Raw genomic sequence first — 26253 nt, 5'->3', positions numbered from 1 at the left:
AACATCATGTTTTGGGCTTGTCTCTTTATTCGCGTCCCGGAAGTGTATTATGAACAAAAGGCGGTGTTGGTTTTAACTCCGGTTTTTCTCCAAACGTTTTTGCTTCTTTCACATATTCAAAGGCTTCTCCGTCCGGCGCTTTTTCATTCAGCCAGTTTTGCTGGGCGCTTTCTTCGCCTTCAGAGAAATTGATAAGCTGATGTGAGAACTCTTGTTTTTCGAGCGCTTTCGGGAATGTACCCGGCACAACCGGACCTTCCTGTGCTTCTAATTCTTTAATGGCGGCAAGCCATTGATTTTGGTGCATCGTGTCACGCGCCAGCAGGAAGCTGAGCATATCTTTGACGCCTTTGTCATCCGTCATTTCAAACAGGCGTGCGACCTGCAGACGGCCCTGAGATTCCGCATTCAGGTTGGCGCGGAAGTCTGCCAGCAGGTTTCCGCTTGCTACGATATAACCGCCGCTCCAAGGTACGCCTGTACTGCTTTCAGGCATGGCGCCAAGTCCTGATACAATCGCATGGTGAGGGTTCATGCCGCCTAGGATGGAGCCGATGACCGGATCTTCAGCAGCTTTTTCCTGCTGATCAAGAGGTGCATCCTCAAGAAGTCTGGCAATCATTGTTGCAATCATTTCAACATGCCCGAGCTCCTCGGTTGCCGTATCCATCAGCAAGTCCTTGTATTTTTCATTTCCTCTTGTGTTCCAGCCTTGAAATAAGTACTGCATGGCAACTGAAATTTCTCCGAATTGCCCGCCTAAAATTTCTTGCATTTTTTTAGCGAATAATGGATCTGGACGATCTGGTTTAGCAGGATGCTGCAGCATTTTTGTGTGCTTAAACATGTACCCATCTCCTTTTTTCGTTTATCTCTTTTTATATTTCCGATCGATAGAAAGATAAACGAAAAACAGCGTATCGAGATGGGAACTATGAATCTTTTCGCAGCTCCAACAGTTTCCGGATCAGCTCCCGCCCGAAGATGGGCTCATACTGCCGGTAAACAGGGTCAAGACGCTTCATCCATTCTTGTTTCTCTTTATCTGACAGCTCATAAATATGTATAGCAGAATTCTTTTTGATTTCTTCCAGCTGCTCCTTGTTCATTTGTTCGGCATACGTTTCATTCCACTCCGTCGTCTCCTTCATCGCTTCAGTCAAAATGCGTCTTGTTTCTGGTGTTTGCGCCTTCCAGAAGTGTTCATCAGTCATGACAGCGTAGCCGAGGTAACCGTGGCTGCTTATTGTCAAATAGTCCTGAACATTATAAAATTTTTTAGAATAGATGTTTGAAATTGTATTTTCTTCGCCATCGACTACATTGTTTTCTAACAGCTGAAAGGTAGAATTGAAGGATTCCTGATGAGGTGTTGCGCCAAGCAGCTTGAACTGATCCTCAATCACATCGCTTTGCATAATGCGCAGATCCTGCCCTTTTAAATCATCCGGTGTTTTGACCGGCCCTTGATTTGTTGTGATTTGCTTAAAGCCGTTCGTCCAATAGGCCAGTCCTTTTAATTGGTTTTTCTTTAGAGAATCAAACAGCTGTGTGCCGATGCTTCCGTTCAGCCCTTTTTTGACGGCGTTGTAATCTGTAAATGCATACGGCAGATCCAGCACTCCCCATTCAGGCGAGAGCATGCCGAGCTTCGATGTGGAGGGGGCGATAAATTGAACATCGCCGTTTTGCAATGCTTCAATTTCTTCAATGTCCGAGTACAGGCTTCCATTCGGAAATACTTCTATTTTTATTTTCCCGCCTGATTTTTCGTTCACCAAATCAGCGAATTTATTGGCGGCCAGCCCTTTTGGCGTATTTTCAGCAACCACGTGGCTGAATTTAAACACGATTTGATCCTGCAGGCCTTCCTGTTCGTCATCATAAACAATCTTTTTATTGCCTGTATGATCATGGAATCCAATAAATAAAGCGGTTGCAATTCCAGCGATCATCAGTGCGAGACATGCAAGCAAACTCTTCATGAAAAGCCCTCCCCTATGTTAAGGATAATGGGGGCAATGACATTCGTAAAGACCTGAAAGGAGAAGCTGATGAACAAAAAGAAGCTCTCAATCCGTTGGAAAATCACGATCTTATCCTATATACTCGTCATTTTCTCCTTTTTGATCGGCGGCATTGTGCTCATCGGCAACATTCAGCATACAGAGGAGCGGGAGCTGAAAAAGCGGCTGATGAATACGGCCCGGACGGTGTCAGAGATGACAGAAGTGAAAGAAGCCTTGGCGCGAAAAAAACAAACAGAAGCTGTTCGCCATGCGGTTGAAGAAATCAGGATGATTAATGAAGCAGACTATATTGTCGTCATGGATATGAATCACATCCGATATACGCATCCTGTCAGCACAAGCATCGGCAAAAAATCAGAAGGTGCAGACGAGGAGGCAGCGTTTGCGGAGCACATTTATTTCTCTGAAGCAAAGGGCGAGATCGGCACGGCGGTTCGCGCTTTTTATCCGGTTAAGGATCAAGACTTGAACCAAATAGGCGTGGTGCTTGTCGGAAAAACGCTGCCGGGGATCGCTGACATCCTGCTTCATTTAAAGCGTGATATCGCCTTCATCGTTGTGCTGACACTCGGCTTCGGCCTTGCTGGTTCCTTTTTGCTGGCCCGCCATATCAAAAAACAAATGTTTCAGCTTGAACCCCATGAGATTGTCCGAATGTATGAAGAACGGACAGCGACGTTTCACTCGATGAATGAAGGGGTGATTGCCATTGACAATCGTCTCATCATTACGATTTTCAATGAAAAAGCGAAACAGATCTTTGAAGTGCAGGGGGATCTGATCGGCAAGGTGATTTGGGAGGTTCTCAAGGATTCGCGCCTGCCCGAAATCGTGGAGCGGAACAAAGCAGTTTATAATGAAGAAATCCGTGTCAGCGGAAAAGTCATCATGAGCAGCAGAATTCCGATCGTCATGAAGAAAAAAGTGATCGGCGCCGTCGCGATTTTTCAGGACAGAACGGAAGCGGCCAAGATGGCAGAGGAATTGACTGGTGTCAGAAACTTTGTGGAGGCGCTCCGTGTCCAAAACCATGAGCATATGAATAAGCTGCACACGATAGCCGGTCTCATCCAGCTGGGGAAATCTGAAAAAGCCTTGCAGCTTGCATTCCAGGCGTCAACTGAGCAGGAAAATGTGACTGAATTTCTGCACCGCTCGATTCAAAATGACGCAGCGGCAGGCCTTCTATTAAGTAAAATCAGAAGGGGAAGAGAGCTCGGCATTGCTGTTCATATAGATGAAAACAGCAGTCTTCAGCAATTTCCCGAGCATATTGATCAGCATGATATTGTCGTGCTTTTGGGGAATCTGATTGAAAATGCCTTCGGCTCATTTGAAACCGTTCAATCTGAAGACAAACGAATTGACATTAGTATCGAACAAACAGATGATATCCTTGCTATTTTAATAGAAGATAACGGCTGCGGAATTGATCCGGCACATATGCCTCGCCTTTACGACAAAGGTTTTACGGTCAATAAAACTGGCGGCACAGGCTATGGCCTGTATCTAGTGAAACAAATCATAGACAAAGGATCGGGCGCGATAGAAGTTGATTCACATGCGGAGCAGGGGACATCTTTTTCTATCGTTTTTCCAATGAAGGGGGAGGAAGCACAGCATGGCTCGTAAAGAATGGAAGGTTCTGCTCATTGAAGACGATCCGATGGTTCAAGAGGTCAATAAGGATTTCATTACAACTGTTAAAGGCGTTACTGTCTGTGCAACGGCAGGAAACGGAGAGGAAGGCATGAAGCTGATTAAAGAAGAACAGCCGGATCTCGTCATTCTCGATGTGTACATGCCGAAAAAAGACGGCATCAAGACCTTGCAGGAGATCAGAAAGCAAAAGCTTGAAGTGGATGTCATTGTCGTCTCCGCTGCAAAAGACAAGGAAACGATCTCACTCATGCTGCAAAACGGAGCGATTGACTATATCTTAAAGCCGTTTAAGCTTGAGCGAATGAGACAGGCGCTCGAAAAGTACAAGCAATATAAACAAAAAATCGAAGCGAATGATACGCTGTCCCAGGAACAGCTCGATGCGATCCTGAATATTCCGCAGCAGGCCGTACAGGATCTGCCGAAAGGGTTGAATCACTTCACGATGAATGAAGTCACTGCTTTTTTGAAACAGCAAACCGCATCCCTTTCTGCTGAAGAGGTCGCCAAGGCTCTCGGCATCGCCAGAGTGACAGCCAGACGATATCTTGATTACTTAGAAAAAACCGGGATCATCAAATTGGACGTTCAATACGGCGGAGTCGGCCGGCCGGTCAACCGCTACGTGTTAAAAGGATAAACCTGAGACCAAAAAGACCAAAATGTCCGTTATGATCATAAACTTCCCCAGACGTTATGAAAACGCTATCATTATAGTAAGAAAGACACAAAAGGCGAATAGGACAGGGGGATGAAGGATATGAAACTGTTTAAAAATTTAACAGTTCAGGTCATAACCGCGGTCATCATCGGGGTCATTGTCGGGCTGGTCTGGCCGGATGTCGGCAAAGAAATGAAACCGCTTGGCGATACATTTATCAACGCTGTTAAAATGGTGATCGCACCAATTATTTTCTTCACAATCGTTCTCGGGATTGCAAAAATGGGCGATATGAAGAAGGTTGGAAAAGTAGGGGGAAAAGCGTTTATCTATTTCGAGGTTGTCACCACCCTCGCACTCATTATCGGTTTATTTGTCGTCAATATTATGAAGCCGGGTGCGGGTCTTGATTACAGCAAGCTTGAAAAGGGAGATGTATCACAATACACGCAAAATGGCGGTCAGGGAATCGACTGGATTGAATTTGTTACACACATTGTTCCATCCAATATGGTTGATGCCTTCGCAAAAGGGGACATTTTGCAGGTCTTATTCTTTTCTATTCTTTTCGGAGTGGGTCTTGCGGCATTAGGCGAAAAAGGGAAAAGCGTCATTGATTTCTTCGACAAGGTTTCTCACGTTTTTTTCAAAATTATCGGCTACATTATGCGTGCCGCGCCAATCGGGGCATTCGGGGCGATGGCGTATACAATCGGACACTTCGGGCTCGATTCCATCAAACCGCTGGCAAGCTTAATGATGTCTGTTTATATTACGATGTTCCTGTTCGTATTTGTTGCTTTAAATATCATCTGCAAGCTTTACGGATTCAGCCTGTGGAATTACCTTCGCTTCATTAAGGATGAGCTTCTGATCGTGCTTGGCACAAGCTCTTCCGAATCGGTGCTTCCGCGTATGATGGATAAAATGGAGCGCTACGGCTGTTCCAAATCCGTTGTCGGGCTAGTTATTCCGACGGGCTATTCGTTTAACCTCGACGGCACATCCATTTATTTATCAATGGCGACTGTCTTTCTGGCACAGGTGTTTGGAGTAGACCTCAGCATCGGCCAGCAAATTACGATTATCCTCGTTCTGATGCTGACATCGAAGGGAGCGGCAGGTGTGACAGGAAGCGGATTTATCGTCCTTGCCTCAACGCTGTCAGCGCTGCAGGTCATTCCGCTGGAGGGTCTTGCACTCCTGCTCGGGGTCGACCGTTTCATGAGTGAAGGAAGAGCCATTGTGAACCTAATCGGAAACGGAATCGCCACGATCATTGTTGCCAAAAGCGAAAATGAATTTGATGAAGCAAAAAGCGTAGAGGCTGTTGAAGGCATGAAAAAAATGAAAACAGCAGTCTGAAAAAAAACGGCCCATCCATGGGGCCGTTTTTTAATTGTTTAAGAATTATTAAGGTAAGGACAGAGACCTCAGCATTTTTTTGTTATATAATTTACAAATGGATACTATATTGAATGAAGGACGTTTGTCCTAACAGGAGTGTATAAATGGCCGCTTTAGTTAAATTTTTTCAGCACCCGGGAGTAAGGCGTTTCTCCATCTTTGTCGTGTTAACTGGTGTGTTATATCTATTTAAGAGCATGATCAACTTAATATTGCTTACCTTTATTTTCACATTTCTAATGGATCGTTTGGAGCTTGTCGTGCGGCAGTTTGTAAGCCGGTTCTTCCGCGTGAGCCAGCGGGTTGTCATTACGTTTCTTTACATTTTGCTGGCTGTGCTGCTTACAGTCGGGGGCTTTGTGTTTTATCCGGTCGTCGCGGCGCAGATCCAGCAGCTGGTTAAGCAGATTAAACATATTGCGTATCACCCTGACAGCATCCCTTTCTTTGATGAGATCACCAGTGTCTTCGGAGATATTAACATCAGTTCATATGTCAAAGAAGGCTTCAATGTAGTGTATACGTATCTGGCCGATATCAGCACATTCGGCTTGCAGGTCGTGATGGCGCTCATTCTCAGCATGTTTTTCTTATTTGAGAAAAAACGGCTTTCTGAATTCATGGCGAAATTTAAAACGAGCAAACTGAGGGTCTTTTATGAGGAAATTGCTTTTTTTGGAAGCAAATTTGCAAGAACGTTCGGCAAGGTGCTCGAGGCTCAATTTATCATTGCGCTCGTCAACTGTATTCTGACGTTTATCGCGCTTTGGATTATGCATTTTCCGCAGCTGTTTGGGCTTTCGATTATGGTGTTCTTCCTTGGGTTGATCCCTGTAGCAGGCGTCGTCATTTCCCTGATTCCGCTCAGCATTATCGCCTACAGCACTGGCGGCGGAATGTATGTGCTCTACATTGTCCTTGTCATATTCGCCATTCATGCGATCGAAACATATTTCTTAAATCCGAAGCTGATGTCGGCGAAAACAGAGCTGCCAATCTTTTTCACCTTCACTGTACTCATTTTCTCTGAACACTTTTTCGGCATTTGGGGTTTAATTATCGGGATTCCGATCTTTGTGTTTCTCCTTGATATTCTGGATGTCACCAACAAGGAAGATAGGTCTAAAGGACCCCGAGAGAATAGCGATAAAAAGTAGTTTGTAAAATCGAATAATGAGTGTGCCTCAATCTGCCGGTGCCTGTTCAGGACATGAGATTAAGATTCGGAATCGGCGGCGCTTGATATTGCTTCGCACAGTGGTGTACACAACAGGTGACAATGCCTGTCATCATTACAGAAACTGAAAAGAACAAACAGTCGGAGCAAACGCTCATCATCGGTTTAACCAAACATTTGGAAGCAACAAATGCTATAATACAAACAGTGCCTAATGTTGGGCACTGTTTATTTTTTGTCGAAAAAGGAGGAAGGCTTTATGGCTGAGCCGATTTTACATATTGAAGGCCTCGATAAAAAGATTGGGTCTAAACAGATTTTAAAACAGATCAGCATGGATGTCATGGAGGGTGAAATCATCGGCCTACTCGGTCCGAATGGTTCCGGAAAAACAACACTCATCCGTATCATCGTCGGGCTGCTGAAACAAAACAGCGGAAGCGTGACAATCAGCGGATTCCAGCATGATACAGAGTTTGAAAAAGCGATGGAAGCGGTTGGAGCGATTGTTGAGAACCCTGAGTTCTATCCGTACCTGACAGGCTGGGAAAACCTCAAGCACTTTGCGAATATGCACAAAAAAATAGCGGATGAACGGCTTGATGAAGTGGTGGAACGTGTCGGGCTGACGTCAGCGATTCATGATAAGGTAAAAACCTATTCCCTTGGGATGCGCCAGCGTCTGGGGATCGCCCAGGCAATTCTTCACCGGCCGAAGCTCCTCATTCTAGATGAACCGACAAACGGCCTAGACCCTGCGGGGATGAAGGATTTTCGCGATCATATTAAAGAGCTCGCAGAAATGGAAGGAACAGCTGTCCTGTTCGCCACTCATTTATTGCGCGAGGTTGAAGACTTGTGCGACCGTGTCATTATCATTCAAAAAGGTGAGATCAAAGCGGAAGTCAGCTTACAAGGAACTGGCCAAACCACAGAAAAAGCGATTATAGAAGTGCAGCCGCAAGAAAAAGCGCTCAATTGGCTGACAGGCAATCAATATCAAGCTGAGAGCCAAGACGGGACGATTGTAGTTGAGGTGGCAAAAGAAAACATACCGGAGCTGAACCGATCACTTGTCGGACAAGATCTGAATGTATTTTCCATTACGCCTTACACGCAGTCACTGGAAGACGAATTTATAAAAGCGACAACAGCTCATCAAGAGGAGGGAGAAGAGCTTGTCTAAATTAATTTGGAATGAACATATGAAACTTTTTAATCGGAAGGTCACTTTGGTTTCCCTTATCCTGATGGCTGTCTTTCAATTCTTCATGGCATTGATCATTAAACGGATTGTCATCAGTGCCGGAACAGATGAAAACTTCATCGGCTATTTATCGTATACACCGAGCCTGAACATTTTGCTGCAGGCTTTAACGATCGTAATTGCAGCAACAATTGTTTCGATGGAATTTGATAAAAAGACGATCAAATTTTTGCTCATTCGTCCGGTTAAACGCCAAAAGGTCTTTTGGTCAAAATTAATCACAGTCGTGATGGTCAGCTTCTATTTGTATTTGGCATACTACATTCTGGCATTATTATTCGGTCTCGTGTTTTTTGGCACATCGGTGACTGCGGAATCAAAGACATTGCTGGTCAACACTTTGGCGCTGATCGGGTCAAACTGGCTTGAAGCTGTAATGATGGGATTATTCGGGCTGCTTTGTTCTTCGCTGTTCCGCAACAGCGCGGTAGCAGTTGTTGTTTCTTTTGTCGTTTTATACGGAGCGAGTACACTTGTTCAGCTCATGAAGTTGTTTGAAAACAAGTGGGGCAGCTTTTTGCTTTTTGCGAACACAGACTTTACGCAATACGGAAGCGGAGAGACAGCGTTGTTTTCAGGCATGACGCCATTGTTCTCAATTGGAATTCTCATCATACATGCCATATTCTTCATCGTTGTTGGCTGGTGGTGCTTCTGTAAACGGGATGTTCGGGTCTAAAGGCAAGGAATGACATTTTTGTGAAAAAGCTCACGTAAATCAATATCATTTGATATTTTGGTTTATACTAAAGGTACTGACGGAGGTGTCTCGATTGAGGAACTTTATTACCGCTTTACCGATTGTATTGCTGCTTGGATTCTCATTTGTGTCATTCATGTTTCAGTTTGAACATCTTGTTTATTTCAGGCTCGCGCTTGGGTTGTTTTCTCTCGTGGGACTGTACATGATATATAAAATGAAGACGGGCATCCGCTATTTTATCATCTATCTGTATGCCAGCTGGATTGTGTTGGCCGCAGTGACCGCTTTTGAAGAGCCGATTTTCTCAAGCTTTTTCTTTGGCGGCCTGGTGATGACGATGGGTTACCTGACATATATGCTGATTTATCTCGGCATGAAACAAGACCGGGATGCAAATCCTGTGTAATCGCGCTGTTCCCTTGGGGAACGGTGTGTTTTTCTATACTGGGCAAAAGGTTAACAGTTGCGGAAAAATGGCAGGAAATCTATAATACATATTAAATTTATCGGAATTAAAACTGGGGGGCTGCCGGATGTCATTATTTATACAAAACGATCAACAGCGGCAATGGATGGAGAAAATCGGACGGATTGCGGATGAATTTCAGCAAACTGCTGCTGAAGATGACGAACAGGGACGTTTTCCTGCAGAGAAAATACAAAAACTGCGTGATGCTGGGTATACAGCATTAACATTGCCGGCATCTCATGGCGGAGGGGGCATTTCTGTTTACGATATGCTCCTGTTTCAAGAGCGGCTTGCACGGGGAGATGCTCCGACGGCTCTTAGCATCGGCTGGCATTTGAGCGTGATCGGGGAGCTTGGAGAAGGCAACAGCTGGGATGAAGACGTATTTGCATTTGTTGCCAAGGAAGTCCAAAACGGAGCCGTCATTAACAGGGCGGCGACTGAAGCGAAAACCGGAAGCCCGACAAGAGGAGGGCGTCCCGGTACACACGCCGTCAAAAAGGATGGCAAATGGGCAGTGAACGGGAGAAAAACCTTTACGACGATGTCACAGGCTCTGGATTATTTTTTAGTAACCGCATGGATTGAGGACAAACAAACAACAGGCGTGTTTCTCATTCATAAAGATGATCCCGGCTTGTCGATTGAAGAAACGTGGGATATGATGGCGATGCGGGCGTCTGGGAGCCATGACCTTGTACTGAACGAAGTCATGCTTGATGAGAATAAGCTGGTGGAACTGCTTCAAGGGCCTCGCGGAGCTAAGCCGAATGGCTGGCTGCTTCACATTCCGGCGATTTATCTTGGTGTGGCTCAAGCTGCTCGTGACTATGCAGTGCAATTTGCATCTGAGTATTCTCCAAACAGCTTGAATGGACCGATCAAGAATGTCCCGGCCGTACAGCAAAGAACAGGCGAAATGGAGCTTGAACTGCTCAATGCCAGACACTTTCTTTTCCATATCGCTCAATTGTATGACGATCCGGAGCGGCGTCCACACTTGACAAGCGAGCTCGGTGCGGCTAAGCATATCGTCACAAACGCTGCGCTGTCTGTTGTTGATAAAGCGATGAGAATTGTCGGGGCCAAAAGCCTGGAACGAACCAACCCGCTTCAGCGCTATTACCGTGATGTGCGCGCCGGTCTTCACAACCCGCCGATGGATGACGCCGTGATACACAAGCTGGCGGCTGAAGCGTTTGAGTCATAAAAAAAGAGCCTTACCGGCTCTTTTTATGTATTGTTTTGCTCTTGCAGATTTTTTTGATGCTTGCGGTCGATCCTGTCATAAATAACGTTCATCAGCTTTGGATTGCCCATAATCGCCTCTTTGTTTTCCTGAATCAGCTGTTGGTAAGTTTTCACTTTACGCTTCGGCATGCTCCGGCGCCCTCCTGACATGGTTGTATTCACTTTCTAACTCCGTCAGCGACAATTCATACAGATGACGCTTTGACTTTTTGTATATACCATTCTGTATTAACAGATGAATGAGCTGTTTTTTTCTGATTTCTGCAGACTGAGGTGTCATTGTGTCACCAACCTCCAATCAAACGATATTGATAATCATTATCAATTAACTTCAGTATACAATGTCACCGATCGCCTGTAAAGGTGAAAACAGTCCTATTCTTTCACCAATTTACAAACATTCAACAAATCGACAAAAAGTTTCCCGGGCAATAATTTGCTGTCGAAATATTCCGCTTCATTGAACGCACCCTGCTATTTTTCATGTTTTGAACCATACTATGTAATAGAATGGAGGCTGGTATTCAATGGAGCGGACAGAAAATCTGAAAAAGGGAGAAAAAGGGGCGCTCCTCAATATTTTTGCATATGTCATTCTTGCTGTTGTAAAGCTAGTCATCGGGATTCTATATCATTCTGAAGCGCTGAGAGCAGACGGGTTAAATAATGGAACAGATATTGTTGCGTCAGTAGCAGTGCTGATAGGATTGCGGATTTCTCAAAGACCGGCTGACAGCGATCATCCATACGGCCATTATCGGGCTGAAACAATTTCGTCTCTTGTTGCGTCTTTTATTATGATGGCAGTCGGCATTGAAGTGTTAATCGGCGGAGGAAAAGCGATTGCGGGCGGCACAACGGAAACGCCAAATCTTATCGCGGCATGGACGGCGTTAGGCAGTGCTGTGTTTATGTATGGCATCTATTTATATAACAAAAGGCTGGCAGCGTCCATTAAAAGCTCTGCCCTGATGGCAGCGGCAAAGGACAGCAGGTCAGACGCTTTTGTAAGTGCCGGCGCGTTTATCGGTGTTTTTTCGTCCCAGCTGAAGCTGCCGTGGATTGATCCGGTAACGGCTTTTATCATCGGCATCATCATTTGCAAAACTGCGTGGGATATCTTTAAAGACGCTTCACATTCCTTAACAGACGGCTTCCATTTAAAAGATCTTGAGCCTTACAAACAGACCGTCGGCAGGATTGAAAATGTGCATCGCCTAAAGGATGTGAAAGCGAGGTATTTAGGCAGTACAGTTCATATCGAGATGGTGATTACGGTTGATCCGAAGCTTACAGTAGAAGAAGGCCATGGAGTGGCGGATGAAGTAGAAGACAAAATAAAACATGAACACGATGTCACTCATGTTCATGTTCATGTAGAGCCCGACGACATAAAATAAGGCTGTTTAACGAATTAGCTTATATGTTCAGATAAAAATTCAGTCACTTCTTCAGGCGTTTTGGCATTGGCGCTGTGAAGGTGAGCTGTTTTTTCACCGTTCTTGAAAATAAGCAGGCTGGGAATGCCCATTACTTGGTATTTTTCAGCCAGGTCAGGAAGCTCGTCCTTATTCAGCTCATACCAATCGTTTTGGTTGTACTCTTCCAAAATATCGCCGATGAACATATTCATGCGTGTGCAGTCTGGGCACCAATCAGCATAAAACTTTACAATGATTTCTTTATCAGATTGAATCAGTTCATTAAATTGTTCGTTTGTTGTGATTTTTTTCATATGTCACATCTCCTTTTCAATGCCATTTTAATATAAAATAAAAAGGAATTACATACAAATGCATTCAACATCAGCATGCACAAAAATAATTAGATCATTTTCCGGTGAAAATGATAAGATAGTAAAGATGAATTGTAGTGGGGGGAGTATCCATTGAAAACAAGTCTAGGATTAGTGTACGGAGGAAAGTCGGCAGAACATAATGTTTCCCTGCAGACGGCTCTGGCTGTAATCAAAGCGCTAAATACTGAGAAGTTTGATATACATCCGATTTATATAACAGAAAAAGGCGAATGGGTAAGAGGCGCCCGTTTAACTGAGCCTGTTTCAAATGTGAAAATGCTTCAATTTGAGCAAGGAGGCAGTGCTTTTTCTCCAGCTGCCCTGAACCAGGAGATGTTTCCGCAGGAAGCGTCACAGCAAAATGAAGCCATCGACGTCGTATTCCCGCTCCTCCACGGACCGAATGGAGAAGACGGTACGATCCAGGGAATGCTTGAGCTGTTGAACATTCCTTATGTCGGCAACGGAGTGCTTGCTTCCTCAGCTGGGATGGATAAAGTTGTCATGAAACATTTATTTGCGCAGGCTGGCCTTGCTCAGGCTAAATACGCAGCTTTCCTTAAGAAAGACTGGACTCGTTCTCCGAAAGAAAGCTGTGAGCAGGTTGAACAGGAATTAGGCTACCCTTGCTTCGTAAAACCGGCGAACCTCGGCTCAAGTGTTGGAATCAGCAAATGCCGAAACCGTGAAGAACTGCAAAAAGCGTTTGAGCTTGCTTTCCAATATGACCGCAAAGTCGTCGTTGAAGAAGGAATTAACGGCCGCGAGATTGAGATCGGCGTTCTTGGAAATGACGATCCTAAATGCTCTGTTGTGGGAGAAATCGCACCGAAGACAGATTTCTACGATTACAAAGCGAAATATGAGGATGGAGATACTGATCTGATGATTCCGGCAATTGTGACCGATGAGGAATACGCTACAATCAGTGATATGGCGATCAAGGCGTTTAAAGCGATCGATGGTTCAGGACTCGTCAGAGCGGACTTTTTCCTGACAGCTGACGGCGAAGTTCTGATCAATGAAGTCAACACAATGCCTGGCTTTACACCTTTCAGCATGTTCCCGCTGCTCTGGAAAGAAGCCGGAGTGGAATATGCTGACCTGATTGAACAGCTTGTGGAGCTTGCAAAAGAACGCCACGCTGAAAAACAATTGATTAAGCATACATTCTAATGAAGAAGGACACTGCCGGTAAAAGGGCAGTGTTTTTTCCCGTATATACAAAAGAAAGAGAGGGACCTTACTTGATTAAGCGAACAGTAAAAAACATTGCCGAAATGGTTAAAGGCACACTAACAAATCCGCAATATGAACAAACAGTCATTCATGGAGTGGCAACCGATACAAGAAAACTGGAACAACATCAGCTCTTCATTCCGTTGAAAGGGGAACGTTTTGACGGCCACACTTTTGTGGAGCAGGCTTTTGAAGCTGGTGTAGCGGCTGTTCTTTGGGATCGGTCAGTACCAAATCCGCCCGAGAATCACGCCGTCATTTTAGTGGATGATACCCTTACTGCACTTCAGCAGCTTGCAAAAGCCTATTTGCAGGAGCTTGGCACGCGTGTCATCGGAGTAACCGGAAGCAATGGCAAAACGACAACAAAAGATATGATTCACGCCGTACTGGGGACCCAGTACCGCGTCCACAAAACTGGAGGAAACTTCAATAATCATATCGGTTTGCCGCTGACAGTTTTAGCGATGCCTGAAAATACGGAGATCGCCGTATTGGAGATGGGAATGAGCGCCAAAGGAGAAATTGACCTCTTGAGCCGCCTGGCAAACCCGGATGCGGCAGTGATTACGAATATCGGCGAATCGCATATGCAAGACCTTGGCTCTAGAGAGGGCATCGCGGAGGCGAAGCTTGAAATCATTAACGGGCTTAAAGAAGACGGAGTGTTGATTTATATCGGGGACGAACCGCTTCTTCAAAATGCATACAGCTGCCAGACGAAAACGTACGGGACGGGAGCGCATAATGATTATCAGCTTCAGGATGTCAGCCAGAGTGAGGAAGGAACCCATTTTACAATCAAAGGGATAGAAAACACGTTTTTTATTCCGATACTCGGCAAGCACAATGTGATGAACGCCATGGCAGCGATTGCTGCAGGGGCTTATTTTGGCATCACGCCTGAGGGTGCGGCAAAAGGACTGAGCGGCCTAAAGGTAACCGGGATGAGACTTGAACTCATCAAAACAGACAGCGGCCTTTCGATAATCAATGACGCTTATAATGCGAGCCCGACTTCCATGAAAGCTGCAATTCAATTGACAGAAAGCCTCGAAGGCTACGGCAAAAAAATGCTCGTGCTCGGTGATATGCTTGAACTCGGCGATCTTGAAGAAACGTTCCATAAAGAGTGCGGCGCTGTGATCAGCCCTGATAAAATTGACCGCGTCTTTACGTACGGAAAACTGGGAGCTTTTATCGCGGAAGGCGCCCTGAAACAATTTGAGAAAGACCGCGTCAGCCATTACACTGAGAAAAAAGATCTCCTCCAAGCTGTGAAGGAAAACGCATCAAAAGGCGATTTGATTTTATTCAAAGCGTCCAGAGGTATGAAGCTTGAAGAAATCGTTAAAGATTTAATAGAGAGCCCGCTTTCATAAGAAAATATTTTGCGAAAAAACGCATATTGCATCATAAAATAACATGATATGCAAACACTAATGTATGCCGGCCGAAAATTATGTATATCTGGCCGGCTGCGGCTATGATACAATATATATAGGTTATTTCGCGATACGAACATATTCGTCCGGACTTTTCATCGTGACCCGAAGTTCTCCGCTGGATTCTTGGGAGCGGATGGAGCAGCAGCCGGCATATTCGAGATGCCGATCTGCTTCTCATCTTATTGAAAAACAAATAGTGTAATGGTAAGATAAAACTTAAAGTAATTCGGGCTTTGTATACGGATGGATCCTGTCCTTCTTGTCTAAAGGGCAGTTTTATAAGTGGTAAATCACGACATTACTGAAACAGCAATTAGAAGGAGTTTGAATAATTTGACTATAACGTTTCAAGATTTTAATTTAAGTTCTGATCTCATGAAAGCAATTAATCGTATGGGATTTGAAGAAGCAACACCGATTCAGGCACAAACGATACCGCTCGGACTTTCAAATAAAGACGTCATTGGACAAGCGCAAACAGGTACAGGTAAAACAGCTGCGTTTGGTATACCCCTTGTTGAAAAAATTAACCCCGAGTCTCCTAATATTCAAGCAATCGTAATCGCGCCAACCCGTGAATTAGCCATTCAAGTATCTGAAGAATTGTATAAAATCGGACAAGATAAACGTGCGAAGGTTCTTCCTATTTACGGCGGACAGGATATTGGACGGCAAATCCGGGCGTTAAAGAAGAATCCGAATATTATTGTCGGAACACCTGGACGTCTTCTTGACCACATCAATCGCCGCACCATTCGTTTAAACAATGTAAATACTGTTGTAATGGATGAAGCGGATGAAATGCTGAACATGGGATTCATTGATGATATTGAATCTATCCTTTCAAACGTGCCAAGCGAGCATCAGACACTTCTGTTCTCTGCCACAATGCCTGCGCCGATCAAACGCATTGCAGAGCGCTTTATGACTGAGCCGGAACACGTAAAAGTAAAAGCGAAAGAAATGACGGTTTCTAACATTCAGCAGTTCTATTTGGAAGTGCAAGAACGCAAAAAATTCGATACACTGACTCGTCTTCTTGACATTCAGTCTCCTGAGCTTGCGATCGTATTCGGACGTACAAAACGCCGTGTCGATGAACTGGCTGAAGCCCTGAACCTTCGCGGATATGCAGCTGAAGGAATTCACGGTGACTTAACGCAGGCGAAACGTATGGTTGCGCTTCGTAAATTTAAAGAAGGCGCAATCGAAGTTCTTGTCGCAACTGATGTTGCCGCTCGCGGACTTGATATCTCAGGTGTTACACACGTATACAACTTCGACGTGCCTCAAGATCCTGAAAGCTACGTTCACCGTATCGGAAGAACGGGCCGTGCAGGAAAAACAGGTATGGCGATGACGTTCATTACACCGCGTGAGAAAAGCATGCTTCGCGCAATTGAACAAACAACAAAACGCAAAATGGACCGCATGAAGGAGCCTACACTTGATGAAGCGTTAGAAGGCCAGCAACAGGTTACTGTTGAACGTCTTCGCACAACAATCAGTGAAAACAACCTGAACTTCTACATGACAGCGGCAGCTGAGCTGCTTGAAGATCATGATGCAGTAACAGTGGTTGCGGCGGCTATCAAAATGGCTACTAAAGAGCCAGACGACACACCGGTTCGCTTAACAGACGAAGCGCCGATGGTCAGCAAACGCTACAAGAACCAGCGCTCTTCTAAACGCAGAGACGGTCAAGGCGGCGGCTACCGCGGCGGAAAAGGGAAAAGCAACAACCGTTCTTCCTATGACAAAAAGCGTTCAAACGATCGCCGTTCTTCAGGTGACAGACGCCAGAAAAAATCTTACTAATTTGATCGATCGAGAGCCCAAAACATGATGTTTTGGGCTTTTTTATGTTCGCGATTTGTTATTCAGCAAACTTTCAGCTGACGGAAGCCATTTTTCTCTGTATGCTTAAGAATGAAACCTTTCTGTAAAAGAGACGTATAAATAACGACGAAAAAAAGGGAGGTAGGTATTTTTGAGAGAGCAGCCAAAAAACCAAATCAGTCCAGACGGATTAAAGGTTTGGCGACTTCAAGAGATCATCATATCCGCTGTTTGCTTGCTTATTGTCATTGCAGTTGCAGTGTTAAGCTATTATTTTCATTGGCCGTACTGGATCAGCGGCGTGCTCGGCGCAGTTTGGCTGCTGGGATCGATTGTGACGGTCTTTATCATTCCGAAGGTCCGTCATAAGGTGTGGCGATATGAAGTCCATGAACATGAAATAGATATTCAGTCAGGTATTTTTGTGGTGACACGTGTGATTGTTCCGATGGTCAGAGTTCAGCACGTCGATACGTCACAAGGGCCATTATTAAAAAAATACAACCTGGCAACGGTGAAAATTTCCACGGCCGCGACCGTTCATTCGATCCCCGCTTTAGAGATGGAGGAAGCGGATCGGCTGAGAGACTCCATTTCCCGTCTGGCGAGGGTGACTGACGATGATGTCTGAACCGAAACGCCTGCACCCGGCGGCAGTCATTTTGAATTTATGCCATACCATTATTCAAACGATAAAAAATATCATTCTGCCATTCTTTTTTGTGTATATTGTCAATTCAAACCATACTGTCCGTTTTTACGGAGCCATTGCGCTCGGTGTGCTGTTCATCTGGCTTGTAGCGGCAAGCATTATCAAATGGAGAAGGTTTACCTATCGAATTGAAGATGATGAATTTAGAATTGAAGAAGGCTTATTTGTTACGAAAAAGCGATACATATCGATTGATCGGATTCAAACAATGAATACGAGCGCGGGCCTTGTCCAGCAAATCTTTAAGCTTGTGAAGCTGCAAATTGAAACAGCAGGCGGAGGCAAGGAGGCAGAAGCCGTTCTTTCTGCTATTTCTGTTGAAGAAGCGGAACGCATCAAAGAAGCTGTCTTTAAGAAAAAAGCGCAAAGACGAGAAAATGAACTTGATGAAGAACGGCTTGAACCTGAAGAGGAGTTGGTTCCGGCCGTTGAGGTGCAAGAGCACTATCGCATGAACGCGAAAGAATTGCTCTTGGCCGCTTCTACCTCCGGCGGAATCGGAGTCATTATCTCCGCTGTATTTGCACTTATTTCCCAGCTTGATGAAGTGCTGCCAATGGATTGGTTATTTGATAAATTTTCCTTCCTTCAGCACGCCAGTATTGGTATTTACGCGGTACTCGTTTTTATCGGTTTATTTATCGCCTGGATTTTCAGCATCGCGGGCATGATGTTTAGATACGCGAACTTTCAAATCATAAAAAAAGAGCAGGAACTGGTGATTTCAAGGGGAATTATTGAAAAACATCAAGTCACGATTCCGTTGCGAAAAATACAAGCCATTAAAATCAAAGAAAATATCATTCGCCAGCTTTTCGGATTTGTAACGGTGTCTATCGTCAGCGCAGGAGGCGGCGACCGGGAAAAAGAAGAAGGCGCTTTGACCATTCTCTTTCCAATGATTCATAAAAAAAAGCTTCCGTACATGCTCCGAACATTTACGCCGGAATATACGCTGGAAGAAAACTGCCGACGCCTGCCGCGGCGCGCGTTGAAACGCTATTTGTTCCGTTCTGTCATTTTTTCACTCTTTTTGATCATTCCGTTATGTATCTTCTTTCAGCCATGGGGCTATCTGTCAGTCATCCTGCTGCCGATAGAGTTGCTCTTCGGCTATCTCGCGTATAAAGAGGCTGCATGGACGATCAACGGGGACCGTCTTCAGCTGACGTCTAGATTTATAGGCAGAACAACCGCCATTGTACTGAAAAAACGAATGCAGGTCTGCAAGTTCAGCCAATCCTATTTCCAAAAGAAAGGCCGCTTGTATACCATTTCTACTTCAGTGAAATCATCGAGCCATATGGAAGAATTAACGGTGAGGGATGTAGGTGAAGAGGATGCAGCCTTCATTTTAAACTGGTACTCATATGAAAAAGCGGACGGTTAATACCGCCGCTCCAGCGTGTCGACAAACCCTCGCATTCGTTGTCAGGACTGCGCTTCGGTGCTCACGAATTAGAACATTCGCTCCGCTCCTAGACTTCAAGGTTTTCAATCACGCTGAAAAGATGACAAAACCCTAAAATGAAAACCATTTTAGGATTTTGTCAACAATCTGAAGCGGACGGTTAATACCGCCGCTCTTTTTTTTGCACACACAAAAACGAAAGAAGAAACCCGCCGCATAGTCCAAACAGATGAGCCATCATGTTAATATTGGAGTTGATAAATGACATGAGAACGGCAAATGCGAGCAGTGTGATGATCATTTTGGAATGCTCCTGCCCTATTAGCTCATTGCGAAAAAGAACCATAAACAGGTACACGCCGAATAGCCCGAAAATTGCGCCTGAAGCACCGACATGCACGTAATCAAGCGGCTCTGTAACATAAGTGCCAATATTGCCGATGATGCCGGAGCCGGCGTATACAAGAAGAAAATGCGCTTTTCCCAGCATGCGTTCCAAAGCTGGGGCAAATAAAAAGATGGACATGGAATTAAACAGCAGATGTGTGAAACCGGCGTGCAGCAAAATCGGTGTGATCAGCCGCCACCATTCACCGTTTGCGACACCTAGATTATAGCCTGTGACGGTATCCCTCCATAACACGACTGAATGGGCAGGAAGTGAAAAAAACAGCCAGAGAACAGCTTGCAAAGCCAATATAAAGGTGACAACGGGGTAAAGCCTGATAAATGTTTGAAAATTTTCAGTCCGTATAAACATTCCGAGCCCCTTTTCTTCATTTTGGTATATCTATAGTAACACGTTTATGAGACAAACCATTTAAATAGTACGTACGCAAAGGAGGTTATCATACATGATTTACGGCATTGGGCTGGACATTACCGAGCTTAAACGCATCGCCTCTATGGCTGGGCGCCAGAAAAGGTTTGCCGAGCGGATTTTGACGCGAAGCGAGCTTGACCAATACTATGAGCTTTCAGAGAAAAGAAAAATCGAATTTCTCGCGGGCAGATTCGCGGCAAAAGAAGCTTTCTCGAAAGCGTTTGGCACCGGCATTGGGAGGCAGCTCAGCTTTCAGGACATTGAAATTAGGAAAGACCAAAATAGCAAGCCCTATATCATTTGCACGAAACTGAGCCAGGCCGCCGTTCACGTATCGATCACTCATACAAAAGAATACGCTGCCGCGCAGGTTGTGATTGAAAGGTTGTCAAGCTAGTCTGCATATTAGGGAAACCCCACTCATATATTTGATAGTGCATTAAGGGAGACAAGTTGTTTGAGGCTTTTATGGTACGCATCTGTTCTGCCTAAACGTGTACCGAGCGTACCGTTAAAGTCAAACAAGCGATTTCTTCCTTTTACATCAATTGAGAAAAAGGGGTTGAAAAAGGTGAGAAAAAGCTTTGTTTTGCTTTTAACGGGACTGCTTGCTGTTCTTATTCTTTCTGCCTGCGGGCAAAAAACACAGCAAGATATTGTGGCCGGGTTAGATGAAAAGGCGAAAGAATACACCTCGTACAAAGCAAAAGCGAAAATGACCATCGAGACAGGGAGTGAGCCTCAAGTATACAATGTGGAAATCTGGCACAAAAAGCCGTCTCTGTACAGGGTTTATTTAGAAAATCCGAAAAAGGACCAAAACCAAGTCATTTTACGAAATGAAAACGGAGTATTCGTTCTCACGCCGTCTTTAAATAAGAGCTTCAGATTTCAAAGCGATTGGCCGAACAACAGCAGCCAGGTTTATCTGTTTGAATCGCTCGTAAAGGATGTTCAAAACGATTCGGATGCAGTTTTCACAGCGAAAGAAAAGAAATACGTATTCGAAACAAAAACAAACTATCAGCATAACAAAATGCTGCCCACGCAAGAAATCACATTTAACAAAAAAGATATGAGCCCGTCATCTGTCAAAGTGATGGATACTGACCGCAAAGTGATGGTCAAAGTAGAATTCAGCAGCTTTGAATTTAATAAACAATTTGATAAAGAATCATTTGATGAAAAGAAAAATATGACCCTTTCTCAAATGGATGTCGCCACAAGCGCGAAGCCTTCCGATACATTTGCGGTCAAAACGCCGCTGGAACTGCCGCTTGGCGTCAAGCTGCTTGAAGAAAAAGATATATCTACTGAAGACGGGAAGCGCATCATCATGACGTACGGAGGAGAAAAATCATTTACGTTAATTCAGGAAAAAGCCCAGATTGCCAAGGCTTCCTCCTCCGTTACGCTGAACGGCGAACCGGTAAATCTCGGCTACACCATCGGCGCCCTGTCGGATGCATCATTATCATGGACATATGACGGCGTAGATTACCTTCTCTCTTCTAAAGATCTTTCTAAAGAGGAAATGGTGACAGTAGCGAAAAGCATGCAGGGACAATCATCGAAATAACCGCCAAAGGCCAAACATGATTTGGCCTTTTTTTCGTTAGACATCGTTTCCCTTTAGCCTTTAATTTTAGTATGATATGTAAATGATATTGAATAAAAGCTAGGAAGTGTCGTAATGAGCACAAAACCTTTTTACAGAGATACGTGGGCGGAAATTGACTTGTCCGCGATAAAGGAAAATGTCAGCAATATGAAAAAACATATCGGTGAACATGTCCACCTGATGGCAGTTGTGAAAGCAAACGCCTACGGGCATGGTGATGCAGAAACAGCAAAGGCTGCTCTTGACGCAGGTGCTTCATGCTTGGCGGTGGCCATTTTGGATGAAGCGATTTCACTGCGTAAAAAGGGATTGAAGGCGCCTATATTGGTGCTCGGCGCGGTTCCCCCGGAGTATGTGGCAATCGCTGCTGAGTATGACGTGACCTTAACGGGTTATTCTGTTGAATGGCTTCAGGAGGCTGCCCGCCACACGAAAAAAGGTTATCTTCATTTTCATCTGAAGGTCGATACGGGGATGAACAGGCTTGGTGTAAAAACAGAGGAAGAAGTTCAGAACGTGATGGCCATTCTTGACCGCAACCCTCGTTTAAAGTGCAAAGGGGTATTTACCCATTTTGCGACAGCGGATGAAAAAGAAAGAGGCTATTTCTTAATGCAGTTTGAGCGCTTTAAAGAGCTGATTGCTCCGCTGCCGTTAAAGAATCTGATGGTCCACTGCGCGAACAGCGCCGCCGGACTCCGGCTGAAAAAAGGCTTTTTTAATGCAGTCAGATTCGGCATCGGCATGTATGGCCTTCGCCCGTCTGCTGACATTTCGGACGAGATACCGTTTCAGCTGCGTCCGGCATTTACCCTGCATTCGACGCTGTCGCATGTCAAACTGATCAGAAAAGGCGAGAGCGTCAGCTACGGAGCCGAGTACACAGCAGAAAAAGACACATGGATCGGGACGGTGCCTGTAGGCTATGCGGACGGCTGGCTCCGAAAATTGAAAGGGACTGACATCCTTGTGAAGGGAAAACGCTTGAAAATTGCCGGCCGAATTTGCATGGACCAATTTATGGTGGAGCTGGATCAGGAATATCCGCCGGGCACAAAAGTCACATTAATTGGCCGGCAGGGGGATGAATATATTTCCATGGATGAGATTGCAGGAAGGCTCGAAACCATTAACTATGAGGTGGCCTGTACAATAAGTTCCCGTGTTCCCCGTATGTTTTTGGAAAATGGGAGTATAATGGAAGTAAGAAATCCTTTATTGCAGGTAAATACAAGCAATTAACTTACCTAAATGGAGAATTCATAAAACAGCTTTGCTTGAAGAGTGAATAATGGTATCATTATCACTGGATGGATAAAAGAGTCGTATCCGTAAGTTTGGTGGAGGTGTATGTTTTTTGTCTGAATCCAGCGCAAGAACCGAAATGAAAATCAGCTTGCCCGAAAACCTAGTAGCTGAATTGGATGGTGTAGCGATGCGGGAGAAACGAAGCAGAAACGAACTGATATCACAAGCAGTGAGAGCATATGTCAGCGAACGAACAACTCGTCACAACCGTGATTTGATGAGACGCGGCTATATGGAAATGGCGAAAATCAACCTGAATATTTCTTCTGAGGCTCACTTTGCGGAGTGCGAGGCTGAAACGACAGTTGAGCGCTTAGTCAGCGGAGGATAATCATTTGATTGTGAAACGCGGCGATGTTTATTTTGCTGATTTATCTCCTGTTGTTGGCTCAGAGCAAGGCGGGGTGCGCCCGGTCTTAGTGATCCAAAATGACATCGGAAATCGCTTCAGCCCAACTGCTATTGTTGCAGCCATAACAGCACAAATACAGAAAGCGAAATTACCAACCCACGTCGAAATCGATGCAAAACGCTACGGTTTTGAAAGAGATTCCGTTATTTTGCTGGAGCAAATTCGGACGATTGACAAGCAAAGGTTAACGGATAAGATTACTCATCTGGATGATGAAATGATGGATAAGGTTGATGAAGCCTTACAAATCAGTTTGGCACTCATTGATTTTTAGACATATTTGCAGGTTGCTCAAATAGAGCAACTTTTTTTGTTTTCAAAAAACATAAACGATATAATAGTGAAATAACGAAAAAAATATGTTGTTTTTTATTGGGAGGTAAGCGAATTTGATGTCGAATCAGACTGTATACCAGTTCATTGCCGAAAATCAAAATGAACTGCTCCAATTGTGGACTGACACACTAAAAGAATTAAGCGAGCAAGAATCCTATCAGCTGACTGACCAAGTGTATGAAAATATATCTAAAGAATATATCGACATTCTGCTGCTGTCTGTTAAGGACGAAAACGCTGCTGAAAGCCAAATCAGCGAACTGGCGCTTCGAGCAGTCCAAATCGGACTGTCTATGAAGTTTTTGGCTACTGCGCTTGCTGAATTCTGGAAGCGTCTCTACACGAAAATGAATGATAAGAGATTGCCAGATCAAGAGAGCACGGAATTAATCTGGCAGATTGACCGCTTTTTCAGCCCGATTAACACAGAAATTTTTAATCAATACTCAATCTCATGGGAAAAAACAGTATCTCTGCAAAAAATCGCACTGCAAGAGCTGTCTGCCCCGCTTATCCCGGTGTTTGAAAATATCACTGTGATGCCTCTTGTCGGAACAATTGATACCGAACGCGCGAAACGAATTATGGAAAACCTTCTTAATGGCGTCGTCAAACACCGTTCCCAAGTCGTGCTGATTGACATTACAGGTGTCCCTGTCGTCGATACGATGGTTGCCCATCATATTATTCAGGCATCAGAAGCTGTAAGGCTTGTCGGAGCAAAATGCCTGCTGGCCGGAATCCGTCCGGAAATTGCTCAAACAATCGTCAACCTGGGGATTGATTTATCCCAAGTTATAACTAAGAATACCCTGCAAAAAGGAATTCAAACAGCATTGGAAATGACGGATCGAAAAATCGTTTCATTGGGGGAATAACATTTTGAGACATCCGAAAATCCCGATCTTGAAACTGTATAATTGCTTATTAGTATCCATTCAATGGGAACTTGATGACCAGACAGCATTAACTTTTCAAGAAGACTTATTAAATAAAATATACGAAACAGGTGCTAACGGAGTCGTCATTGACCTGACATCTGTGGATATGATTGATTCATTTATCGCGAAAGTGCTGGGCGACGTCATTACAATGTCTAAGTTAATGGGGGCTAAAGTCGTCTTGACCGGCATTCAGCCCGCTGTGGCAGTGACGCTGATTGAACTTGGAATCGCGCTTGAGGAAATCGAAACTGCGCTCGACTTAGAGCAGGGGCTTGAGACATTGAAGCGGGAATTGGGGGAATAGCGAATGAACGACCAATCCTGTGTAAAAATCATGACAGAATGGGATATTGTGGCCGCCAGACAGCTGGGACGAAACGTTGCGAAAGAACTGGGTTTCGGCACGGTAGACCAGGCTAGAATTACAACGGCTATTTCAGAATTAGCCAGGAATATTTATTTATATGCCGGCAAAGGGCAGATTGGAATTGAACAGGTCGCAGACAGAGGAAAAAAAGGCCTGAAAATCATAGCGGAAGACCAAGGGCCGGGAATTCCTGATATCCGAAAAGTCATGGAAGACGGGTTTTCAACGTCTGGAGGACTTGGTGCGGGACTTCCCGGGGTCAAAAGGCTGATGGATGAATTCAGCTTAAATTCCGTAACGGGGGAAGGAACAGAGATACAAGCCATCAAATGGCTTCGGTAGGAGGTAAGAACGTGGATTTTAGGGAGGTTATTGAGCAGCGGTATCATCAGCTGCTTAGCCGATATATAGCCGAATTAACAGAAACATCTTTATATCAAGCCCAAAAATTCAGCCGAAAAACAATCGAGCACCAAATTCCTCCGGAAGAAATCATCAGCATTCACAGAAAAGTGCTGAAGGAGCTGTATCCAAGTCTCCCGGAAGATGTGTTTCATTCGCTGGATTTTTTAATAGAAGTCATGATTGGTTATGGAATGGCTTATCAGGAGCATCAAACCCTTAGAGGGATACAGCAGGAAATCAAATCAGAAATTGAAATCGCGGCAAATGTCCAGCAGACGCTGCTCGGAACTAAAGTTCCTCAGGAGGAAGCGCTGGATATCGGCGCCATCAGTGTTCCCGCTAAACAGATGAGCGGTGATTACTACCACTTTGTCAAAGACAAGGAATCCATCAATATTGCAATCGCGGACGTGATCGGAAAAGGCATTCCAGCGGCTTTATGCATGTCCATGATTAAATACGCGATGGACTCTTTGCCAGAAACGGGCATACACCCTTCTCAAGTGCTGAAAAATTTGAATCGTGTTGTTGAACAAAACGTTGATGCCAGTATGTTTATTACGATGTTTTATGCGAATTACAATATGGACAATCATCAATTTACATATGCTTCAGCGGGACATGAACCGGGATTCTATTATTCTCAAAAGGACAACACGTTTTACGATTTAGAGGCCAAAGGACTCGTTCTCGGCATCTCGCAGGACTATGACTACAAACAATTCGATCAGCATCTGGAAAAGGGCGATATGATTGTTTTATTTTCTGATGGCGTCACAGAATGCAGAACGGAAAACGGTTTCTTGGAGCGTCCTGATCTGCAGAAGCTCATTGAGGAACATATGTGTTCCTCCGCGCAGGAAATGGTCAAAAACATTTATGACAGCCTCCTCAAATTGCAGGATTTTCAGCTTCACGATGATTTTACGTTAATTGTTTTGCGGAGAAAGGTTTAACGTCTGC

General features: G+C 44.7%; 30 protein-coding genes. 24 read left to right on the top strand and 6 right to left on the bottom strand.

What is annotated here, in order from left to right; all coding sequences use genetic code 11:
• Nucleotides 1-25 precede the first annotated feature (25 nt).
• Complete coding sequence (locus PUN35_RS12385; protein ID WP_014478885.1) at nt 26-847, bottom strand: manganese catalase; 822 nt, start codon at nt 845-847, stop codon at nt 26-28.
• Between the two features lie 85 nt (nt 848-932).
• Nucleotides 933-1985, bottom strand: a complete 1053-nt coding sequence (gene dctB, locus PUN35_RS12380; protein ID WP_014478886.1) for a C4-dicarboxylate TRAP transporter substrate-binding protein DctB — start codon at nt 1983-1985, stop codon at nt 933-935.
• A 69-nt stretch (nt 1986-2054) separates the two neighbouring features.
• Here dctB and dctS point away from each other — a divergent pair, with 69 nt between their 5' ends.
• The 9 genes from dctS to PUN35_RS12335 all read left to right on the top strand — a co-directional run bounded on the left by dctS (nt 2055) and on the right by PUN35_RS12335 (nt 10586).
• Nucleotides 2055-3662, top strand: a complete 1608-nt coding sequence (dctS, locus tag PUN35_RS12375) for a two-component system sensor histidine kinase DctS (RefSeq protein ID WP_014478887.1) — start codon at nt 2055-2057, stop codon at nt 3660-3662.
• Nucleotides 3652-4332, top strand: a complete 681-nt coding sequence (dctR, locus tag PUN35_RS12370) for a two-component system response regulator DctR (RefSeq protein ID WP_014478888.1) — start codon at nt 3652-3654, stop codon at nt 4330-4332. The genes dctS and dctR overlap by 11 nt, the downstream gene beginning before the upstream one ends.
• A gap of 120 nt (nt 4333-4452) precedes the next feature.
• The gene (gene dctP, locus PUN35_RS12365; RefSeq protein ID WP_014475862.1) at nt 4453-5718 is read left to right on the top strand and encodes a C4-dicarboxylate transporter DctP; all 1266 of its coding nucleotides are present in this window, start codon (nt 4453-4455) and stop codon (nt 5716-5718) included.
• Nucleotides 5719-5864: 146 nt separating this feature from the next.
• Complete coding sequence (locus tag PUN35_RS12360) at nt 5865-6917, top strand: AI-2E family transporter (RefSeq protein WP_014478889.1); 1053 nt, start codon at nt 5865-5867, stop codon at nt 6915-6917.
• Between the two features lie 122 nt (nt 6918-7039).
• Nucleotides 7040-7204 carry a hypothetical protein gene (locus tag PUN35_RS12355; protein ID WP_014475863.1) on the top strand — a complete coding sequence of 55 codons (165 nt, stop codon included), beginning with the start codon at nt 7040-7042 and terminating at the stop codon, nt 7202-7204.
• On the top strand, nt 7197-8123 hold the full coding sequence (locus PUN35_RS12350; protein ID WP_014478890.1) for an ABC transporter ATP-binding protein: 927 nt from the start codon (nt 7197-7199) through the stop codon (nt 8121-8123). Before PUN35_RS12355 ends, PUN35_RS12350 begins: the two co-directional genes overlap by 8 nt.
• 19 nt (nt 8124-8142) lie before the next feature.
• The gene (locus tag PUN35_RS12345; protein WP_031600177.1) at nt 8143-8883 is read left to right on the top strand and encodes an ABC transporter permease; all 741 of its coding nucleotides are present in this window, start codon (nt 8143-8145) and stop codon (nt 8881-8883) included.
• A gap of 94 nt (nt 8884-8977) precedes the next feature.
• Nucleotides 8978-9313, top strand: a complete 336-nt coding sequence (locus tag PUN35_RS12340; protein ID WP_003225151.1) for a hypothetical protein — start codon at nt 8978-8980, stop codon at nt 9311-9313.
• A 127-nt stretch (nt 9314-9440) separates the two neighbouring features.
• On the top strand, nt 9441-10586 hold the full coding sequence (locus tag PUN35_RS12335; protein WP_014478892.1) for an acyl-CoA dehydrogenase family protein: 1146 nt from the start codon (nt 9441-9443) through the stop codon (nt 10584-10586).
• Between the two features lie 23 nt (nt 10587-10609).
• Here PUN35_RS12335 and fbpB read toward each other — a convergent pair whose 3' ends face one another.
• Both fbpB and PUN35_RS12325 read right to left on the bottom strand, forming a co-directional pair.
• The gene (gene fbpB / locus PUN35_RS12330) at nt 10610-10789 is read right to left on the bottom strand and encodes a Fur-regulated basic protein FbpB (protein WP_072592579.1); all 180 of its coding nucleotides are present in this window, start codon (nt 10787-10789) and stop codon (nt 10610-10612) included.
• The gene (locus PUN35_RS12325; protein WP_014478893.1) at nt 10743-10907 is read right to left on the bottom strand and encodes a Fur-regulated basic protein FbpA; all 165 of its coding nucleotides are present in this window, start codon (nt 10905-10907) and stop codon (nt 10743-10745) included. The genes fbpB and PUN35_RS12325 overlap by 47 nt, the downstream gene beginning before the upstream one ends.
• 247 nt (nt 10908-11154) lie before the next feature.
• On the opposite strand from PUN35_RS12325, the gene PUN35_RS12320 reads away from it, so the two are divergent.
• Nucleotides 11155-12027, top strand: coding sequence for a cation diffusion facilitator family transporter (locus PUN35_RS12320; RefSeq protein ID WP_014475869.1), 873 nt, complete (start codon nt 11155-11157; stop codon nt 12025-12027).
• A gap of 14 nt (nt 12028-12041) precedes the next feature.
• On the opposite strand, the gene PUN35_RS12315 is transcribed toward PUN35_RS12320, so the two are convergent.
• Nucleotides 12042-12362 carry a thioredoxin family protein gene (locus PUN35_RS12315; RefSeq protein ID WP_003234326.1) on the bottom strand — a complete coding sequence of 107 codons (321 nt, stop codon included), beginning with the start codon at nt 12360-12362 and terminating at the stop codon, nt 12042-12044.
• A gap of 153 nt (nt 12363-12515) precedes the next feature.
• On the opposite strand from PUN35_RS12315, the gene PUN35_RS12310 reads away from it, so the two are divergent.
• The 5 genes from PUN35_RS12310 to PUN35_RS12290 all read left to right on the top strand — a co-directional run bounded on the left by PUN35_RS12310 (nt 12516) and on the right by PUN35_RS12290 (nt 19053).
• Complete coding sequence (locus PUN35_RS12310) at nt 12516-13601, top strand: D-alanine--D-alanine ligase (protein ID WP_014475870.1); 1086 nt, start codon at nt 12516-12518, stop codon at nt 13599-13601.
• 71 nt (nt 13602-13672) lie between these two features.
• A complete protein-coding gene (locus PUN35_RS12305) occupies nt 13673-15046 on the top strand; it encodes a UDP-N-acetylmuramoyl-tripeptide--D-alanyl-D-alanine ligase (RefSeq protein ID WP_033882214.1) in 1374 nt (457 codons plus the stop codon).
• A gap of 399 nt (nt 15047-15445) precedes the next feature.
• Nucleotides 15446-16930, top strand: coding sequence for a degradosome RNA helicase CshA (gene cshA / locus PUN35_RS12300; RefSeq protein ID WP_003246685.1), 1485 nt, complete (start codon nt 15446-15448; stop codon nt 16928-16930).
• A 172-nt stretch (nt 16931-17102) separates the two neighbouring features.
• A complete protein-coding gene (locus PUN35_RS12295) occupies nt 17103-17582 on the top strand; it encodes a PH domain-containing protein (RefSeq protein ID WP_003234318.1) in 480 nt (159 codons plus the stop codon).
• The gene (locus PUN35_RS12290) at nt 17572-19053 is read left to right on the top strand and encodes a PH domain-containing protein (RefSeq protein ID WP_033882204.1); all 1482 of its coding nucleotides are present in this window, start codon (nt 17572-17574) and stop codon (nt 19051-19053) included. The genes PUN35_RS12295 and PUN35_RS12290 overlap by 11 nt, the downstream gene beginning before the upstream one ends.
• Nucleotides 19054-19234: 181 nt before the next feature.
• Here PUN35_RS12290 and PUN35_RS12285 read toward each other — a convergent pair whose 3' ends face one another.
• Nucleotides 19235-19834 carry a rhomboid family intramembrane serine protease gene (locus PUN35_RS12285; RefSeq protein WP_014478896.1) on the bottom strand — a complete coding sequence of 200 codons (600 nt, stop codon included), beginning with the start codon at nt 19832-19834 and terminating at the stop codon, nt 19235-19237.
• A 94-nt stretch (nt 19835-19928) separates the two neighbouring features.
• Between PUN35_RS12285 and acpS the strand changes: the two genes are divergently transcribed.
• The 9 genes from acpS to rsbU all read left to right on the top strand — a co-directional run bounded on the left by acpS (nt 19929) and on the right by rsbU (nt 26246).
• A complete protein-coding gene (gene acpS / locus PUN35_RS12280; protein ID WP_014478897.1) occupies nt 19929-20294 on the top strand; it encodes a holo-ACP synthase in 366 nt (121 codons plus the stop codon).
• Nucleotides 20295-20459: 165 nt separating this feature from the next.
• A complete protein-coding gene (locus PUN35_RS12275) occupies nt 20460-21476 on the top strand; it encodes a LolA family protein (protein ID WP_003234282.1) in 1017 nt (338 codons plus the stop codon).
• Nucleotides 21477-21590: 114 nt separating this feature from the next.
• The gene (alr, locus tag PUN35_RS12270; protein ID WP_014478898.1) at nt 21591-22760 is read left to right on the top strand and encodes an alanine racemase; all 1170 of its coding nucleotides are present in this window, start codon (nt 21591-21593) and stop codon (nt 22758-22760) included.
• A 115-nt stretch (nt 22761-22875) separates the two neighbouring features.
• Nucleotides 22876-23157 (top strand): type II toxin-antitoxin system antitoxin EndoAI, encoded by a 282-nt coding sequence (endB, locus tag PUN35_RS12265; protein WP_003225183.1) that lies wholly within the window; start codon nt 22876-22878, stop codon nt 23155-23157.
• 4 nt (nt 23158-23161) lie between these two features.
• Nucleotides 23162-23512 (top strand): type II toxin-antitoxin system endoribonuclease NdoA, encoded by a 351-nt coding sequence (gene ndoA, locus PUN35_RS12260; protein WP_003156187.1) that lies wholly within the window; start codon nt 23162-23164, stop codon nt 23510-23512.
• A 115-nt stretch (nt 23513-23627) separates the two neighbouring features.
• Nucleotides 23628-24452: an RsbT co-antagonist protein RsbRA gene (rsbRA, locus tag PUN35_RS12255; RefSeq protein WP_009966610.1), complete on the top strand. Its 825-nt coding sequence runs from the start codon at nt 23628-23630 to the stop codon at nt 24450-24452.
• 4 nt (nt 24453-24456) lie between these two features.
• On the top strand, nt 24457-24822 hold the full coding sequence (gene rsbS, locus PUN35_RS12250) for an RsbT antagonist protein RsbS (RefSeq protein WP_003225190.1): 366 nt from the start codon (nt 24457-24459) through the stop codon (nt 24820-24822).
• Nucleotides 24823-24825: 3 nt separating this feature from the next.
• Nucleotides 24826-25227, top strand: a complete 402-nt coding sequence (gene rsbT / locus PUN35_RS12245) for a serine/threonine-protein kinase RsbT (RefSeq protein ID WP_014478899.1) — start codon at nt 24826-24828, stop codon at nt 25225-25227.
• 11 nt (nt 25228-25238) lie between these two features.
• A complete protein-coding gene (gene rsbU / locus PUN35_RS12240; RefSeq protein WP_014478900.1) occupies nt 25239-26246 on the top strand; it encodes a phosphoserine phosphatase RsbU in 1008 nt (335 codons plus the stop codon).
• The last annotated feature ends 7 nt before the right edge of the window (nt 26247-26253 follow it).

The organism is Bacillus sp. N3378-2at (assembly GCF_033412715.1).
In the GTDB taxonomy this organism is placed as follows: Bacteria; Bacillota; Bacilli; order Bacillales; family Bacillaceae; genus Bacillus; species Bacillus subtilis.
The sequence above is the reverse complement of the archived record's forward strand: the minus strand, read 5'-3'. Positions and strand labels throughout refer to the sequence as shown.